Source organism: Streptomyces sp. Tu 2975 (assembly GCF_009832925.1).
In the GTDB taxonomy this organism is placed as follows: domain Bacteria; phylum Actinomycetota; class Actinomycetes; order Streptomycetales; family Streptomycetaceae; genus Streptomyces.
The window spans coordinates 2,482,255-2,497,352 of sequence record NZ_CP047140.1 but is presented as its reverse complement, the minus strand read 5'-3'; the positions used below and the strand labels follow the sequence as shown (position 1 = coordinate 2,497,352).

The window sequence follows — 15,098 nt, the reverse complement described above, 5'->3', positions numbered from 1 at the left end:
GCATCCCGTGCGCATCGCCAGGTTCTCCATCGACGGCAATGTCGCCTTCGGCGCGGTCGAGGACGGGCCGGACGGCCTTGTCCTCGACATCATCAAGGGCATTCCGTACGCCGACTTCGAGCTCTCAGGGACCAAGGTCCCGCTGAGCAAGGTCCGCCTGCTGCCGCCCGTGCTCCCCAACAAGGTCGTGGCCATCGGCCGCAACTACGCGGAGCACGCGGCGGAGCTCGGCAACGAGGTCCCCGACGTCCCCGTCGCTTTCTTCAAGCCCACCACCTCGGTGATCGGCTCGGGTGACGCCATCGAGTACCCCTCGTTCTCGAACGAGCTGCACCACGAGGCCGAGCTCGCGGTCGTCATCGGCCGGATGTGCCGTGAGGTGCCCCGCGAACGCGTCAAGGACGTGGTCTTCGGCTACACCTGCGCCAATGACGTCACCGCGCGCGACGCGCAGCGGCGCGAGAAGCAGTGGGCCAGGGCCAAGGGCTTCGACACCTCGTGCCCGCTCGGCCCCTGGGTGGAGACCGACCTCGACCCGGCCGACGTGACGATCCAGTGCACCGTCAACGGCGAGCAGCGCCAGCTGGGCCGCACCAGCGAGATGGTCCGGTCCGTCGAGGACCTGATCGTGCACATCACCGAGGCCATGACGCTGCTCCCGGGCGACGTCGTTCTCACGGGCACCCCCGCGGGGGTGGGCCCGCTCAACGTCGGCGACGAGGTCGCCGTCACCATCGAAGGTATCGGCACTCTCACCAACAAGGTGATCAAGCGTGGCTAACGGCTCCGTCCGCGTACGTTTCTGTCCCTCTCCGACCGGTAACCCCCATGTGGGCCTGGTCCGCACCGCCCTGTTCAACTGGGCCTACGCCCGGCACACCGGCGGCACCATGGTCTTCCGCATCGAGGACACCGACGCGGCCCGTGACTCGGAGGAGTCCTACAACCAGCTGCTCGACTCGATGCGCTGGCTCGGCCTCGACTGGGACGAGGGCCCCGAGGTCGGCGGACCGCACGCGCCCTACCGCCAGTCGCAGCGGATGGACGTCTACCAGGACGTCGCCGAGAAGCTGCTGGCCGGCGGATACGCCTACCACTGCTACTGCACGGCTCTGGAGCTCGAGGCCCGCCGTGACGCCGCCCGCGCCGCCGGCAAGCCCTCCGGCTACGACGGCAAGTGCCGCACGCTGAACGCCGAGCAGAAGGCGGCGTACGAGGCGGAGGGCCGCGAGTCGATCGTCCGCTTCAAGATGCCCGAGGAGCCGATCACCTTCACGGACCTCGTGCGCGGCGAACTGACCTTCACCCCTGACAACGTGCCGGACTACGGCATCGTCCGCGCCAACGGCGCCCCGCTCTACACGCTCGTCAACCCGGTCGACGACGCGTTGATGGAGATCACCCACGTCCTGCGCGGCGAGGACCTGCTGTCCTCCACCCCGCGGCAGATCGCGCTCTACAAGGCGCTGATCGAGCTCGGCATCGCCAAGGAGATCCCGTCCTTCGCGCACCTGCCGTACGTGATGGGTGAGGGCAACAAGAAGCTCTCCAAGCGTGACCCGCAGGCGTCCCTCAATCTCTACCGGGAGCGGGGCTTCCTCCCCGAGGGTCTGCTGAACTACCTGTCCCTGCTGGGCTGGTCCTTCTCCGCCGACCAGGACATCTTCACCGTCCCCGAGATGGTCGCGAAGTTCGATCTCGCGGACGTCAACGCCAACCCTGCCCGCTTCGACCTGAAGAAGGCCGAGGCGATCAACGCCGACCACATCCGGATGCTCGACGTGAAGGCGTTCACCGAGGCCTGCGAGCCGTGGCTCAAGGCCCCGCACGCCGCCTGGGCGCCGGAGAACTTCGACCGCGCCGCCTGGGAGGCCATCGCCCCCACGCCCAGACCCGGCTCACGGTCCTCTCCGACATCACGGCGAACGTCGACTTCCTCTTCCTCGACGAGCCGGTCGAGGACGAGGCGTCCTGGGCCAAGGCGATGAAGGGCGACCCGGTGGCGCTGCTCACCACCGCGCGCGCCAAGCTCGAGGCGGCCGACTGGACGAGCCCCGAGTCCCTGAAGGAGGCCGTCCTGGCCGCCGGTGAGGAGCACGGCCTCAAGCTCGGCAAGGCCCAGGCCCCGGTCCGCGTCGCCGTGACCGGGCGCACGGTCGGCCTGCCGCTCTTCGAGTCCCTGGAGATCCTGGGCAAGGACAAGACGCTGGCCCGTATCGACGCGGCGCTGGCGAAGCTCGCCGCGTAAGGGTTCTGTTCGCGTCCGAGGGGGCGGTGGCCGTGGAAGGCCACCGCCCCCTCGGACGTTGTCGGAGCGCACCACTAGGGTCGGTGCGATCCCGATCACCGCCCCGCCGGAGGACCCCATGCCGATGCCCGCCCCCGACTTCTCCTGGCACTTCACACCGGGCAACCGGTTCGAGGAGGAGGGCGGACAGGCCGGCACGATGTCTGTGATCCCGGCCGGCGAGCTGTGGCTGCCCACGGGCAGGGTCGTGGCCTGCGACCCCTTCGTCTCGCTCGGCACCGGCGAGTCCGAACCGTTCACCGCGGAGGTCCCGCCCGGCCGTTACCGCGTCGAGTGCGCCGTCGCCACGATCACCGAACGCGAGGAGGAGCCCGCGGACGACGAGCCGCCGCATCTGCGGATCGCCGCCGCCCGCCTGCTGATCGGGGACACGGCGCCCGTCGCCTGGGAGATCGCCCACCAGGCCGGTCAGGACCCCGCCTCCCTCGCCGACGACGAGTTCTTCGCCTACGGCGTCGACGCCGGTACCGGCTGCTTCTACGACGCCGGCTGCGACGAGTCGTTCCCGGACTGCGTCGGCGACAAGGGCCCGCTCTGGGACGCCTTCGACGCCGGTGGCGACGCCGGCCTCGGCCCGCACACGATCACCGCTCCCGACAGCGGCCACAACCTGATCGCCTTCATGTCCGGCTGGGGCGACGGCGCCTACCCGACCTGGGTCGGCCGGGACGCGGACGGCGATGTCACCTGTTTCGTCACCGACTTCTTCGTCGTCCCCTCGGAGGAAGAGCGCTCGGCGGGGTGACGCGCGCCGTTCCGGAGACCTGCCCCGCCGCGTAATCTCGGCCCTATGCCGATCCGAGCCGTGCTCTGGGACATCGACGACACGATCTTCGACTACGCGAGCGCCGACCGTGTCGGCATGAGCAAGCACCTCGCGCACGAGGGCCTGCCCGAGGGATACGAGAGCCTCGAGCAGGCCCTCGTCGCATGGCGCGCGATCACCGACGTGCAGTGGGCCCGGTTCGCGGCCGGTGAGACCGACTTCCAGGGGCAGCGCCGCGACCGTGTGCGCACGTTCCTCGCCGCCTGGGACATGACCGACGCGGAGGCGGACGCCTGGTTCGGCAGGCATGTCAGGCACTACGAGGCGGCGTGGTCCCTCTTTCCGGACGCGGTGCCCGTTCTGGACCTGCTCGCCCATGACTATCGTCACGGGATTCTGTCGAACTCGAGCATCCACAACCAGGACCGCAAGCTGCGGACGCTCGGCGTGCGGGACCGTTTCGAGGCCGTCGTGTGCGCGGTGGAGATCGGTGTCTCCAAGCCGGAGGCGGGGCCTTCCTGGCCGCCTGTGAGGCCATGGAACTGGCTCCGCACGAGGTCGCGTACGTGGGGGACCAGCCGGACATCGACGCACGGGGCGCCGTCGAGGCCGGACTCACCGGGATCTGGCTCGACCGCGCGGGGCTCGGCGGGCGTCCAGAACTGATCAGGATCACCGGTCTCGACGAGCTTCCGGGCCTGCTCCGCGCCGATACCCGTTTTGGAGCGCCGTCCACCTTCGGGTAATGTTCTTCCTGCGCCAAGGAGAGCGGGCCCAAAGCCCGGGAGCCGGAAGCGCAGACCGAACGAGACCCCCAGCCGGGGTTGAGTTTTGGTGGCCTATGGTGTAATTGGCAGCACGACTGATTCTGGTTCAGTTAGTCTAGGTTCGAGTCCTGGTAGGCCAGCTCGCAGAGCTTATCTGCAAAGCCCCCGTTGTGTAGCGGCCTAGCACGCTGCCCTCTCAAGGCAGTAGCGCCGGTTCGAATCCGGTCGGGGGTACAGATCCTTCCCGCGTGATCATCCGGGTCGCACCCGATGCTTCATGCGGTGACAACGTCCGGCTACCGCCGGGCGAGGATCGCTAGGGCCCCCGTTGTGTAGCGGCCTAGCACGCCGCCCTCTCAAGGCGGTAGCGCCGGTTCGAATCCGGTCGGGGGTACTGGTCTAAACCACCATGGGCTATGGTGTAATTGGCAGCACGAGTGATTCTGGTTCATTTAGTCTAGGTTCGAGTCCTGGTAGCCCAGCGCGTCGCAGGATGCATGCCCCCGTTGTGTAGCGGCCTAGCACGCCGCCCTCTCAAGGCGGTAGCGCCGGTTCGAATCCGGTCGGGGGTACAGAGTCCGAAGGGGCCTTCCGAGCAGTCGGAAGGCCCCTTCGGCGTTCCCGGCCTCGCTTCTTCCGGCGGCCCTACCGACACCGCGGGCCCACCCCATCTCCCGTGTGTCCAGGACGAGTTCGGACGTGTGAAACCGCGAGAGGCTCCCGTCGTCAGGCGACGACGGGAGCCTCGGGTACCGGCTTCACACAGTGAGGGGCACCGGGTGGATCTCGTCGGCAGGGTGGCCCGTGCGCTCGTGGATGCGCTGCACGGCGTCCGCGGAGGGGCCTTCGGACAGGCAGTACACGGTGCCCGTCTCCGGGTCCGCCCACGCCTTCTTGAAGTGCACGTTCTCCTCACCCTCGATCGCGAGGTCCGCGCGGTGCGCCTCCATCAGCTGATCACTCGTGATGCCCTTCATCCCGCGGTGTACGTCCATGAACTCGGTCATCGCTCCAGCACCTCCGTCGCTCGCAGGTACTTCCATGCTGCACCTGCCCGGGCCCGGGAACACCTCCGGCCGGCCCCTGCGGCGTTGAAGGGGCCGGCCGGACGTGGACGTACGGAAAGGAAGGATCAGCCGTTGCGGCGCAGCGCCTCGCTCAGGCGGGCCGCGGCGTCGATGACCGCCTGGGCGTGCATACGGCCCGGGTGGCGGGTCAGGCGCTCGATCGGTCCGGAGACCGAGACGGCGGCCACCACGCGGTTGGAGGGGCCCCGCACGGGCGCGGACACGGACGCCACGCCCGGCTCGCGCTCGCCGATCGACTGGGCCCAGCCCCGGCGCCGGACGCCGGACAGGGCGGTCGCCGTGAAGCGCGCGCCCTGGAGGCCGCGGTGCAGACGCTCCGGCTCCTCCCAGGCCATGAGGATCTGGGCCGAGGAGCCGGCCTTCATCGTGAGCGTGGAACCGACGGGCACGGTGTCCCGCAGTCCGGACAGCCGCTCGGCGGCCGCGACGCAGATCCGCATGTCTCCCTGCCGGCGGTAGAGCTGCGCGCTCTCGCCGGTCACGTCGCGCAGGTGTGTGAGTACGGGCCCGGCCGTGGCCAGCAGCCGGTCCTCGCCCGCCGCGGCGGCGAGCTCCGCCAGCCGCGGGCCGAGGATGAAACGGCCCTGCATGTCGCGCGCCACCATACGGTGGTGCTCCAGTGCCACTGCCAGGCGATGTGCTGTTGGTCGTGCGAGTCCCGTGGCCGCGACCAGCCCCGCGAGGGTGGCCGGACCGGACTCCAGGGCGCTCAAGACAAGGGCCGCCTTGTCGAGGACGCCGACGCCGCTAGAGTTGTCCATGCAACGATACTCGCGTCTCACTCTGTGAAACGCAAGTTCAATTTTCTCCGGAACTTGCCACGCTGTAGTGGCGGCCCGCGGACCAACGGGCACTGCACAAGATCTCTAGATGAGTCGGCGGCACAGCCGGCCGGAGGGAAAGCGATGGGTAGGACACTCGCGGAGAAGGTCTGGGACGACCACGTCGTCCGGCGCGCCGAGGGCGAGCCCGACCTCCTCTTCATCGATCTGCATCTGCTGCACGAGGTGACCAGCCCCCAGGCCTTCGACGGTCTGCGGAAGAACGGCCGGCAGGTGCGCCGCCTCGACCTCACCATCGCGACCGAGGACCACAACACCCCGACCATCGACATCGACAAGCCGATCGCCGACCCGGTCTCCCGCGTCCAGCTGGAGACCCTGCGCAAGAACTGCGCGGAGTTCGGCGTACGGCTGCACCCGCTGGGCGATGTCGAGCAGGGCGTCGTGCACGTCGTCGGCCCCCAGCTGGGTCTGACCCAGCCCGGCACCACCGTGGTCTGCGGTGACTCGCACACCTCCACGCACGGCGCGTTCGGCGCGCTGGCCTTCGGTATCGGCACCTCGCAGGTCGAGCACGTGCTGGCCACCCAGACGCTGCCCATGGCCCGCCCCAAGACCATGGCCATCACCGTCGAGGGCGAGCTGCCCGACGGTGTCACCGCCAAGGACCTGATCCTCGCCATCATCGCGAGGATCGGCACCGGCGGCGGCCAGGGCTATGTCCTCGAGTACCGCGGGTCCGCCATCGAGAAGCTGTCGATGGAAGCCCGGATGACCATCTGCAACATGTCGATCGAGGCCGGCGCCCGCGCGGGCATGATCGCCCCCGACCGCACCACCTTCGACTACCTCCAGGGCCGCGACCACGCGCCCCAGGGAGCCGACTGGGACGCCGCGGTCGAGTACTGGAAGACGCTGCGCACCGACGACGACGCGGTGTTCGACGCCGAGGTCTTCATCGACGCCGCCGAACTCGCCCCGTTCGTCACCTGGGGCACCAACCCCGGCCAGGGCGCGCCGCTGTCGGGACACGTCCCCGACCCTGCTTCGTACGAGGACGCGTCGGAGCGCCTGGCCGCGGAAAAGGCCCTGGAGTACATGGGGTTGACCGCCGGACAGCCGCTGCGCGACATCAACGTGGACACCGTCTTCGTAGGCTCCTGCACCAACGGACGCATCGAGGACCTGCGCAACGCCGCCGCGATCCTGGACGGCCGCAAAGTCGCGGACGGTGTACGGATGCTGGTCGTCCCCGGCTCGGTCCGCGTCGCGCTGCAGGCCGTGGAAGAGGGGCTGGACAAGGTCTTCAAGGAGGCCGGAGCCGAATGGCGGCACGCCGGCTGCTCCATGTGCCTCGGCATGAACCCGGACCAACTCGCGCCCGGGGAGCGCTCCGCCTCCACCTCCAACCGCAACTTCGAGGGCAGGCAGGGCAAGGGCGGCCGTACGCACCTGGTCTCCCCGCAGGTCGCCGCCGCCACCGCGGTTCTGGGCCACCTCGCCTCGCCCGCCGACCTGTCCGAAACCCCTGCGCCCGCCGGAGTCTGAACACCATGGAAGCTTTCACCACGCACACCGGCCGGGCCGTCCCGCTGCGCCGCAGCAACGTCGACACCGACCAGATCATCCCGGCCCACTGGCTGAAGAAGGTCACCCGCGACGGCTTCGAGGACGGGCTCTTCGAGGCCTGGCGCAAGGACCCCGCGTTCGTCCTCAACCGCCCCGAGCGGAAGGGCGCCTCGGTTCTCGTCGCCGGCCCCGACTTCGGCACCGGATCGTCGCGCGAGCACGCCGTCTGGGCCCTGCAGAACTACGGCTTCAAGGCCGTCATCTCCTCCCGGTTCGCCGACATCTTCCGCGGCAACTCGCTGAAGAACGGCCTGCTGACCGTGGTCCTCGAGCAGTCCGTCGTGGACGCTCTGTGGGAGCTGACGGAGGCCGACCCGACGGCCGAGGTCACCGTCGACCTCGAGAAGCGACAGGTCCTCGCGCCCGGAATCACCGCGGACTTCGAGCTCGACGAGAACGCCCGCTGGCGACTGCTGAACGGGCTCGACGACATCAGCCTCACCCTTCAGAACGAAGCGGACATCGCGGCGTACGAGGCGGGCCGGCCGGCCTTCAAGCCCCGGACAATTGACGCCTGAGCAGCGGTTTTCCCGAACTGCGCCCCTCGCCTGACGGCGGGGGCGCAGTCGTATGTTGAGGCCCCATGGGGCGACAACTCGCCCCAGATGGCACAATCGGTGCATGGAACGCGACAGCCAACTCGAGCTCTACGAGGCGGTCGCGGCCCGGTTGAAGGAAGCGCACACAGCGGTGCGCGAACTGCAAGTCCCGGAGGGCGTAAGGATGGCGCTGTCCCGGAAGCTGCTGGTCATCACGGCAGCGGCGAAGCACGATCTCCCGGGCGCGGCAACGCGTCTGGACCGGTTGCTGAAGGACCTGGAAGAGGGTCGATTCCCCGAAGGCGGCTGACCTCAGAACTCCGCCGAGGTCGACTTCGTTGCGGCACTAGGGTGATTAGCCCGTTTCGTGTTTGATTTGCGGTATATATCTGCCTAACGTGCGAAAAAGCCAGGACGCGATCGTTCCGGCCAAATGTCTCCGAAGGGGAAGACGTGAACAAGGCGCAGCTCGTAGAAGCGATTGCCGACAAGCTCGGCGGGCGTCAGCAGGCCGCTGACGCCGTCGACGCGGTGCTTGACGCGATCGTCCGCGCAACGGTCGCCGGAGACCGGGTCTCGGTCACCGGCTTCGGCTCGTTCGAGAAGGTCGACCGCCCCGCCCGCTACGCTCGCAACCCGCAGACCGGCGAGCGTGTCCGGGTCAAGAAGACGTCCGTACCGCGCTTCCGGGCAGGGCAGGGCTTCAAGGACCTGGTCAGCGGCTCGAAGAAGCTCCCCAAGGGAGGCGAGGTCGCGGTCAAGAAGGCCCCCAAGGGCAGCCTCTCCGGCCCGCCGCCCACCATCGCCAAGTCCGCGGCCAAGAAGGCCGCCGCGAAGCGGACCGCGGCGAAGAAGACGACCACGGGCGCCAAGAAGACCGCGGCGAAGAAGACCACCGCGGCGGCGAAGAAGTCGACGGCCAAGACGACCGCGAAGAAGACCACGGCCGCCACGAAGAAGGCGACCCCGGCGAAGACCACCGCCAAGAAGGCCACGGCGAAGAAGACCGCGCCGGCCAAGAAGGCCACGGCCAAGAAGGCGCCGGCCAAGAAGACCACGGCGCGCAAGACCACCGCCAAGAAGACGACCTCGAGGAACAAGTAGCGCCGAGAGCGCACACCTGGAACAAGCGGCCGAGCGCCGCACAGCCACTCACGCGCCGGGCCGGTCTCCCCATGGGAGACCGGCCCGCGGCGTGCGGTCCGACGGCGTTCCCGGAACGTGTACGCGGCGCCCTTCAGAACGTGTACAGCGTCACCAGCGTGACGCGGCGGCTCTCGCCCTCGCCCTCGGTCTCGATCCGCACCCGCTGCCCCGGCCGCAGCAGCCGCAGTCCGCCCGCGTCGAAGGCCGCCGCGTCGAAGTCCACGGGGGTGCCGTCGTCCAGCAGCACACTGCCGCTGCGGGTCTCGGGATCGTAGGTGTACGAGGTCGCCTGCATGGCCGCCAGCCTAGTGCCCTTGGCCGGCGTGCTTCCTCGGTACGGCGGGAGCGCCGGCCGCCAGACGGTCCGCGGTGTGCCGGCCCACGCCGAGCAAGAGCGCGGCCGCCAGATCGTCGCCGGTGTCCACGTCCTGGCGCACGGAATCGAGATCGCCGGACATGATTTCCGTGGCACCGGAAGCCAAATGCGCACGGCGTGAAGGGCCGCCGAAAGCGGGGCGCAATTCCGCCCCCGGCCGGGCGCAGAGCAAAGTCGTGCCGATTCCGGCCGCATCCGTCAGAAATGCCCGGGTAAATACCGAAGCCGCCGCCAGGGCCCTCGCCAATTCGGCGGTACGCAATGCGGGCAGGTCGGCGTTGAGCGCGGCGACCGCCGCGGAGGGGCGCGCGGCACGCACCACTTCGGCGCCGTGCGCCAGCGCCGCGTTGAGGCCCGCCGCCGGGGCGTCCGGCACGATCCTCGCCCCCAGCGCCGCGAGTCCGGCAGCGGCGGTCGGATCGTCCGTGACGACCGCCACATCCCGTACGGCAGGGCAGGCCAGCGCGGCCGCCACGGTGTCCTGCGCGAACGCGAGGGCGAGACGGGGCCGCAGCACGTCGCCCGCCGCTCCCGCCAGCCGGCTCTTGGCCAGGGCCAGCGGCTTCAGGGGTACGACCAGGGACCAGAGGTCGGCAGGTGCGAAGACCGGCTCCGTGTCCGTGGCGAACTCTTGGTCCATGGGCATCGGGCCCATTGTCGCCCGGATCTCAGAAGGCCCCGAGGGGAGGGGGCGCGGCCGGGGCGTACCGTGTTCTCGACAGACCAGAGGCCTGGGGCGACACTTGACCCCCAGCAGCCAGGCAATAGCCCGGTCGTAAGAGGAAGGTGTCCGAGTGTCCCGCCGTAGAATCGGCTTCTGGTACCGCCTGGCCGCGGTCATCTCAAAGCCGCCGCTGTTGCTTCTGTTCAAGCGGGACTGGCGGGGAACGGAACACATTCCGGTCGAGGGCGGATTCATCACTGCCATCAACCACAACTCGTACCTCGACATGTTCTCGTACGGGCACTTCCAGTACAACACCGGACGCGTCCCGCGGTTCCTGGCCAAGGCCGCGCTGTTCAAGACGCCCGTCGTCGGGCTCCTGCTGCGGGGCACCCGGCAGATCCCCGTCTACCGCGAGTCCTCCAACGCCGTCGGCGCCTTCCGTGCCGCCGTCGACGCGGTCGAGCGCGGCGAGTGCGTCGCCTTCTACCCGGAGGGCACGCTCACCCGCGACCCCGGCATGTGGCCCATGACCGCCAAGACGGGTGTGGCGCGGGCCGCCCTGCAGACGAAGGCGCCGGTCATCCCGGTCGCCCAGTGGGGCGCCAACTTGGCGGTGCCGCCGTACGCCAAGGAGAACAAGGTCCGGCTCTTCCCGCGCAAGACGCTCCAGGTCCAGGCCGGCCCGCCGGTCGACCTCTCGCGCTTCTACGACCTGGATCCCACACCGGACGTCCTGAAGGCCGCGACCGAGGCCATCATGGCCGCGGTCACGGAGCAGCTCGAGGAGCTGCGCGGCGAGAAGGCGCCGGAGAAGCCGTTCGATCTGCGCGAAGTCCGCGCGGAGCAGCGCCGCAAGGCCGCCGGGGAGGAAGCGAAGTGACAAAGCCGGTCAAGGCCGCCGTCTTCGGAACGGGCTCGTGGGGCACGGCGTTCGGCATGGTGCTGGCGGACGCCGGCTGCGAGGTGACCCTGTGGGGACGCCGCGCGAACCTCGTCGACGCCGTCAACACCACCCGCACCAACCCCGACTATCTGCCGGGGATCGAGCTCCCGGAGAAGCTGCGGGCCACCACGGACCCGGCGGAGGCGCTGCACGAGGCCGACTTCACCGTCCTCGCCGTCCCGTCCCAGACCCTGCGCGGCAATCTCGCCGCGTGGGTGCCGAAACTGCCCGCCGACACCGTGCTCGTCTCCCTGATGAAGGGCGTCGAACTCGGCACCGCCAAGCGGATGAGCGAGGTCGTCGAGGAGGTCGCGCACGTGCCGGCCGACCGCGTCGCCGTGGTCACCGGTCCCAACCTCGCCAAGGAGATCGCCCAGCGCCGGCCCGCCGCCGCCGTGGTCGCCTGCCGTGACGAGGCGGTCGCGCAACGTCTCCAGGCCGCCTGTCACACCCCCTACTTCCGCCCCTACACCAACACCGACGTGGTGGGTTGCGAACTGGGCGGCGCGGTCAAGAACGTCATCGGCCTCGCCGTCGGCATCGCCGACGGCATGGGGCTCGGCGACAACGCCAAGGGCTCCCTGATCACCCGCGGTCTCGCGGAGACGACACGGCTGGGCCTCGCCATGGGCGCCGACCCGCTGACGTTCTCCGGGCTCGCGGGCCTTGGCGACCTGGTGGCGACCTGCTCGTCGCCGCTGTCCCGCAACCACACCTTCGGCACCAACCTGGGCCGCGGGATGACCCTCGAGGAGACCATCGCGGTCACCAAGCAGACCGCGGAGGGCGTCAAGTCCTGCGAGTCGGTGCTGGACCTGGCCCGCCGGCACGGAGTGGACATGCCGATCACGGAAACGGTCGTCGGCATCGTCCACGAGGGGAAGCCGCCGGTCGTTGCTCTCAAGGAGTTGATGTCCCGCGCCGCCAAGCCCGAGCGACGCTGACGTCGTTCGAACCAGCGGGTAGTCTCATCGCGATATGAGCACCGAGAACCTCCCCCAGAGCCCCGAGCAGCAGCTCCGCAAGCCGCGCGTAGCCGTCGTCTTCGGCGGCCGCAGCTCCGAACACGGGATCTCCGTGGTCACCGCGGGCGCGGTGCTGCGGGCCATCGACCGCACCAAGTACGACGTCCTGCCGATCGGCATCACCGCCGACGGCCGGTGGGCGCTCACGGCCGACGAGCCGGACCGGATGGCGATCACCGACCGCAGGACGCCGAACGTCGAGGAGCTCGCCGAGTCCGACGAGGGCGGCGTGGTGCTCTCCGTCGACCCCGGCAGCCGTGAGGTCGTCTACAGCGAGCCCGGCTCCGTGCCCAAGGCGCTCGGCGAGGTGGACGTCGTCTTCCCGATGCTGCACGGCCCGTACGGCGAGGACGGCACCCTCCAGGGGTTGCTCGAGCTCTCCGGCGTCCCGTACGTCGGCTCGGGCGTGCTCGCCTCGGCCGTCGGCCAGGACAAGGAGTACATGAAGCGGGTCTTCGTCTCCTTCGGCCTGCCCGTCGGTCCGTACGAGGTGATCCGCCCGCGCGAGTGGGCGAACGACCCCGCGGCCGCCCGGAAGAAGATCGTGGACTTCGCGGGCGAGCACGGCTGGCCGCTGTTCATCAAGCCCGCCCGAGGCGGCTCCTCGATGGGCATCACCAAGGTGGACGGTCTCGCGGGGCTGGACGACGCGATCGCCGAGGCGCAGCGCCACGACCCCAAGATCCTCGTGGAGTCGCTGTTGCGCGGCCGGGAGATCGAGTGCGGCGTGCTCGAGTTCGAGGACGGCCCGCGCGCCAGCGTCCCGGCCGAGATCCCGCCGGTGACGGCCCACGATTTCTACGACTTCGAGGCCAAGTACATCGACTCGGCGGCCGGCCTGGTCCCCGCCCCGCTCACCGACGAGCAGACCGCCGAGGTGCAGCGGCTGGCGGTCGCGGCGTTCGACGCGGCGTCGTGCGAGGGCCTGGTCCGCGCGGACTTCTTCCTCACGGAGGACGGCGAGTTCGTCATCAACGAGATCAACACCATGCCGGGCTTCACACCGATCTCCATGTATCCGCGGATGTGGCAGGAGAGCGGCGTCGCCTACACCGAGCTGGTGGACCGGCTGATCCGGGCCGCCCTGACCCGTTCGACGGGGCTTCGATAGGACCCGCAGGTCAAAGGGTGGCCGGGACCGTCTCCTTGACGGGCCCGGCCAGGTCCGTGAGCGGGCCGATGTCGTGCATGTACCGGCCGCCGAGTGTGACCTCCACGTACGTCTCGCGGTACGTGGTGGTGAAGCGGGGGCCGTCGTCCCGCTCCTCCAGCAGCCAGTTGACGCCGTCCACCTCGACGCCCTGGCCCTGCGGATCGCTCATCCCCACCGGCCGGGCCACACCGCAGCGCAGTACGATCGCGGCATCGCCCCAGCCGGCGGTGAGTTCGGACGACGGCTCGGGGTCGTCGCGGTCGTGCCCGTCGACCGAGTCCGGCAGCTCCCCGTCCAGCGCACGGCACAGGGCTGCTTCCTCGGCCGGGGGGCTGGGAACCGTGATCGACGCCGACGCGTCCGTGGAGGAGCAGCCCGCGGCGGCCACCAGTACGGCGGCTGCGGACAGGATCAGGGACCGGCGGCCGAAAGACGTCACCGGCCAAGGGTAGACGGGGGCTAGATGTGCACGACCGGGCAGGTCAGGGTGCGGGTGATGCCGTCCACTTGCTGGACCTTGGCGACCACCATGCGACCCAGGTCGTCGACGGTGTCGGCCTGCGCGCGCACGATCACGTCGTACGGGCCGGTCACATCCTCGGCCTGGATCACACCGGGAATCTTTCCGATGGTCTCGGCGACGGTCGACGCCTTGCCCACCTCGGTCTGAATGAGGATGTACGCCTGTACCACGGAGCCTCCAGGGCGGCACGAGGATCATGTCCCCTACCGTCGGTGGGGAGATCCCAGGGAGAGGGGTCGCCACGGTATCGCGTCGTCACGGGCCACGGGGAGACCCTCGCGGCGGACGGCGCCCGCAGCGTGGCGTACGGCGAACAGAAGTTGACGTATCTCTTGACGATACCGACAGCAGTGGCAGCTCGCGACCGCAGCAATCACGCGCGGCGTCCACGACAAGGAGAGGTGACTCGGTGAAGGGAACTGTGGGCGAGTTGGGGGAGTTCGGTCTCATCAAGGAACTCACCGCCAAGCTCACCACCACCCCCGCGGTACGGCTCGGACCGGGCGACGACGCCGCGGTCGTGGCCGCACCCGACCGACGGGTCGTGGCCAGCACGGACATCCTGCTGGAGGGGCGGCACTTCCGCCGCGACTGGTCCACCGCGTACGACGTGGGACGCAAGGCGGCCGCGCAGAACCTGGCCGACATCGCCGCGATGGGTGCCGTGCCGACCGCGCTGCTCCTCGGGCTCGTCGTCCCGGCCGAACTTCCCGTCACCTGGGCCACCGAGCTCATGGACGGCATCCGCGACGAGTGCCAGGTCGCCGGCGCGGCCGTCGTCGGCGGCGATGTCGTCCGCGGCGAGACCATCACCATCGCGATCACGGCGCTGGGCGATCTGCGCAACCACGAACCCGTGACCCGCGCGGGCGCGCAGTCCGGCGATGTCGTCGCCTACACCGGCTGGTTGGGCTGGTCCGCGGCCGGGCACGCCGTCCTGTCGCGTGGTTTCCGCTCCCCGCGGGCCTTCGTCGAGGCACACCGCAGACCGGAGCCGCCGTACCACGCGGGCCCCGCGGCGGCCGGGCTCGGCGCCACCGCGATGTGCGACATCAGCGACGGACTCGTCGCCGACCTCGGGCACATCGCCGAGGCGAGCAAGGTCCGGATCGATCTGCGGTCGGGGCTCATCGACATCCCCACGCAGATGAGCGACATCGGCCAGGCGGTCGGCGTCGACCCGCTGCAGTGGGTGCTGACCGGGGGAGAGGACCACGCGATCGTCGCCACCTTCCCGCCCGACGTGAAGCTCCCCGCCCGCTGGAAGGTCATCGGCGAGGTGCTGAACCCGTCGGCGCTGCCCCAGGTGACCGTCGACGGGGCGCCGTGGACGAGCAAGGGTGGCTGGGACCACTTCGGGGGCATCGAGGACGGCAAGTAGATTTC

Annotated in this window: 16 protein-coding genes, 5 tRNA genes and 2 pseudogenes; 17 read left to right on the top strand and 6 right to left on the bottom strand. The window is 69.8% G+C overall.

Annotated features, from left to right (window positions below):
* The first annotated feature begins 7 nt into the window (after positions 1 to 7).
* From GLX30_RS10890 to GLX30_RS10850, 9 genes and pseudogenes are all read left to right on the top strand, one after another.
* Positions 8 to 781: a fumarylacetoacetate hydrolase family protein gene (locus tag GLX30_RS10890; protein ID WP_159686638.1), complete on the top strand. Its 774-nt coding sequence runs from the start codon at positions 8 to 10 to the stop codon at positions 779 to 781.
* Positions 774 to 2,248: pseudogene (gene gltX, locus GLX30_RS10885) on the top strand (glutamate--tRNA ligase). The gene GLX30_RS10890 and the pseudogene gltX overlap by 8 nt, the downstream one beginning before the upstream one ends.
* Before the next feature lie 118 nt (positions 2,249 to 2,366).
* Positions 2,367 to 3,053: a DUF4241 domain-containing protein gene (locus GLX30_RS10880; protein ID WP_159686635.1), complete on the top strand. Its 687-nt coding sequence runs from the start codon at positions 2,367 to 2,369 to the stop codon at positions 3,051 to 3,053.
* 45 nt (positions 3,054 to 3,098) lie between these two features.
* Positions 3,099 to 3,820 (top strand): annotated as a pseudogene (locus GLX30_RS10875) (HAD family hydrolase).
* 89 nt (positions 3,821 to 3,909) lie between these two features.
* Positions 3,910 to 3,981, top strand: a tRNA-Gln gene (locus GLX30_RS10870).
* A 21-nt stretch (positions 3,982 to 4,002) separates the two neighbouring features.
* Positions 4,003 to 4,075 (top strand) — tRNA-Glu (locus GLX30_RS10865).
* 87 nt (positions 4,076 to 4,162) lie between these two features.
* Positions 4,163 to 4,235, top strand: a tRNA-Glu gene (locus GLX30_RS10860).
* A 16-nt stretch (positions 4,236 to 4,251) separates the two neighbouring features.
* Positions 4,252 to 4,323 (top strand) — tRNA-Gln (locus GLX30_RS10855).
* A gap of 17 nt (positions 4,324 to 4,340) precedes the next feature.
* A tRNA-Glu gene (locus GLX30_RS10850) sits at positions 4,341 to 4,413 on the top strand.
* 186 nt (positions 4,414 to 4,599) lie between these two features.
* Here GLX30_RS10850 and GLX30_RS10845 read toward each other — a convergent pair.
* Both GLX30_RS10845 and ndgR read right to left on the bottom strand, forming a co-directional pair.
* Positions 4,600 to 4,848 (bottom strand): SCO4226 family nickel-binding protein, encoded by a 249-nt coding sequence (locus GLX30_RS10845; protein ID WP_159686632.1) that lies wholly within the window; start codon positions 4,846 to 4,848, stop codon positions 4,600 to 4,602.
* A 125-nt stretch (positions 4,849 to 4,973) separates the two neighbouring features.
* On the bottom strand, positions 4,974 to 5,690 hold the full coding sequence (gene ndgR, locus GLX30_RS10840) for an IclR family transcriptional regulator NdgR (RefSeq protein ID WP_005311436.1): 717 nt from the start codon (positions 5,688 to 5,690) through the stop codon (positions 4,974 to 4,976).
* Between the two features lie 144 nt (positions 5,691 to 5,834).
* Here ndgR and leuC point away from each other — a divergent pair, with 144 nt between their 5' ends.
* The 4 genes from leuC to GLX30_RS10820 all read left to right on the top strand — a co-directional run bounded on the left by leuC (position 5,835) and on the right by GLX30_RS10820 (position 8,983).
* Positions 5,835 to 7,259 carry a 3-isopropylmalate dehydratase large subunit gene (gene leuC, locus GLX30_RS10835; protein ID WP_159686629.1) on the top strand — a complete coding sequence of 475 codons (1,425 nt, stop codon included), beginning with the start codon at positions 5,835 to 5,837 and terminating at the stop codon, positions 7,257 to 7,259.
* Positions 7,260 to 7,264: 5 nt separating this feature from the next.
* On the top strand, positions 7,265 to 7,858 hold the full coding sequence (gene leuD / locus GLX30_RS10830; RefSeq protein ID WP_159686626.1) for a 3-isopropylmalate dehydratase small subunit: 594 nt from the start codon (positions 7,265 to 7,267) through the stop codon (positions 7,856 to 7,858).
* A 103-nt stretch (positions 7,859 to 7,961) separates the two neighbouring features.
* Positions 7,962 to 8,189, top strand: coding sequence for a hypothetical protein (locus tag GLX30_RS10825; protein WP_159686623.1), 228 nt, complete (start codon positions 7,962 to 7,964; stop codon positions 8,187 to 8,189).
* A 143-nt stretch (positions 8,190 to 8,332) separates the two neighbouring features.
* Entirely contained in the window at positions 8,333 to 8,983 is a 651-nt protein-coding gene (locus GLX30_RS10820) for an HU family DNA-binding protein (protein WP_005311432.1), read from the top strand.
* Between the two features lie 133 nt (positions 8,984 to 9,116).
* Here GLX30_RS10820 and GLX30_RS35175 read toward each other — a convergent pair whose 3' ends face one another.
* Positions 9,117 to 9,320 carry a hypothetical protein gene (locus tag GLX30_RS35175; RefSeq protein ID WP_053556895.1) on the bottom strand — a complete coding sequence of 68 codons (204 nt, stop codon included), beginning with the start codon at positions 9,318 to 9,320 and terminating at the stop codon, positions 9,117 to 9,119.
* Between the two features lie 10 nt (positions 9,321 to 9,330).
* Positions 9,331 to 10,047 carry a 2-phospho-L-lactate guanylyltransferase gene (gene cofC / locus GLX30_RS10815; RefSeq protein WP_244258103.1) on the bottom strand — a complete coding sequence of 239 codons (717 nt, stop codon included), beginning with the start codon at positions 10,045 to 10,047 and terminating at the stop codon, positions 9,331 to 9,333.
* A gap of 148 nt (positions 10,048 to 10,195) precedes the next feature.
* On the opposite strand from cofC, the gene GLX30_RS10810 reads away from it, so the two are divergent.
* From GLX30_RS10810 to GLX30_RS10800, 3 genes are read left to right on the top strand one after another with little or no spacing between them, the layout of a single operon-like run.
* Complete coding sequence (locus GLX30_RS10810; RefSeq protein WP_159686620.1) at positions 10,196 to 10,948, top strand: lysophospholipid acyltransferase family protein; 753 nt, start codon at positions 10,196 to 10,198, stop codon at positions 10,946 to 10,948.
* Positions 10,945 to 11,955 (top strand): NAD(P)H-dependent glycerol-3-phosphate dehydrogenase, encoded by a 1,011-nt coding sequence (locus GLX30_RS10805; RefSeq protein WP_159686617.1) that lies wholly within the window; start codon positions 10,945 to 10,947, stop codon positions 11,953 to 11,955. The genes GLX30_RS10810 and GLX30_RS10805 overlap by 4 nt, the downstream gene beginning before the upstream one ends.
* A gap of 34 nt (positions 11,956 to 11,989) precedes the next feature.
* Complete coding sequence (locus GLX30_RS10800) at positions 11,990 to 13,147, top strand: D-alanine--D-alanine ligase family protein (protein WP_159686614.1); 1,158 nt, start codon at positions 11,990 to 11,992, stop codon at positions 13,145 to 13,147.
* A 10-nt stretch (positions 13,148 to 13,157) separates the two neighbouring features.
* On the opposite strand, the gene GLX30_RS10795 is transcribed toward GLX30_RS10800, so the two are convergent.
* Both GLX30_RS10795 and GLX30_RS10790 read right to left on the bottom strand, forming a co-directional pair.
* Positions 13,158 to 13,628 (bottom strand): DUF3515 domain-containing protein, encoded by a 471-nt coding sequence (locus GLX30_RS10795; RefSeq protein ID WP_208545397.1) that lies wholly within the window; start codon positions 13,626 to 13,628, stop codon positions 13,158 to 13,160.
* Positions 13,629 to 13,648: 20 nt separating this feature from the next.
* Positions 13,649 to 13,882: an Lrp/AsnC ligand binding domain-containing protein gene (locus GLX30_RS10790; protein WP_159686611.1), complete on the bottom strand. Its 234-nt coding sequence runs from the start codon at positions 13,880 to 13,882 to the stop codon at positions 13,649 to 13,651.
* A gap of 239 nt (positions 13,883 to 14,121) precedes the next feature.
* On the opposite strand from GLX30_RS10790, the gene GLX30_RS10785 reads away from it, so the two are divergent.
* Positions 14,122 to 15,093 carry a thiamine-phosphate kinase gene (locus tag GLX30_RS10785; protein ID WP_159686608.1) on the top strand — a complete coding sequence of 324 codons (972 nt, stop codon included), beginning with the start codon at positions 14,122 to 14,124 and terminating at the stop codon, positions 15,091 to 15,093.
* The last annotated feature ends 5 nt before the right edge of the window (positions 15,094 to 15,098 follow it).

What these genes read in the sequence shown, in the direction of transcription:
- GLX30_RS10880 (WP_159686635.1), top strand. Translation starts at nt 2,367, where the DNA reads ATGCCGATGCCCGCCCCCGACTTCTCCTGGCACTTCACACCGGGCAAC.
- GLX30_RS10845 (WP_159686632.1), bottom strand. Translation starts at nt 4,848, where the DNA reads ATGACCGAGTTCATGGACGTACACCGCGGGATGAAGGGCATCACGAGT.
- ndgR (WP_005311436.1), bottom strand. Translation starts at nt 5,690, where the DNA reads ATGGACAACTCTAGCGGCGTCGGCGTCCTCGACAAGGCGGCCCTTGTC.
- leuC (WP_159686629.1), top strand. Translation starts at nt 5,835, where the DNA reads ATGGGTAGGACACTCGCGGAGAAGGTCTGGGACGACCACGTCGTCCGG.
- leuD (WP_159686626.1), top strand. Translation starts at nt 7,265, where the DNA reads ATGGAAGCTTTCACCACGCACACCGGCCGGGCCGTCCCGCTGCGCCGC.
- GLX30_RS10825 (WP_159686623.1), top strand. Translation starts at nt 7,962, where the DNA reads ATGGAACGCGACAGCCAACTCGAGCTCTACGAGGCGGTCGCGGCCCGG.
- GLX30_RS35175 (WP_053556895.1), bottom strand. Translation starts at nt 9,320, where the DNA reads ATGCAGGCGACCTCGTACACCTACGATCCCGAGACCCGCAGCGGCAGT.
- cofC (WP_244258103.1), bottom strand. Translation starts at nt 10,047, where the DNA reads ATGCCCATGGACCAAGAGTTCGCCACGGACACGGAGCCGGTCTTCGCA.
- GLX30_RS10800 (WP_159686614.1), top strand. Translation starts at nt 11,990, where the DNA reads ATGAGCACCGAGAACCTCCCCCAGAGCCCCGAGCAGCAGCTCCGCAAG.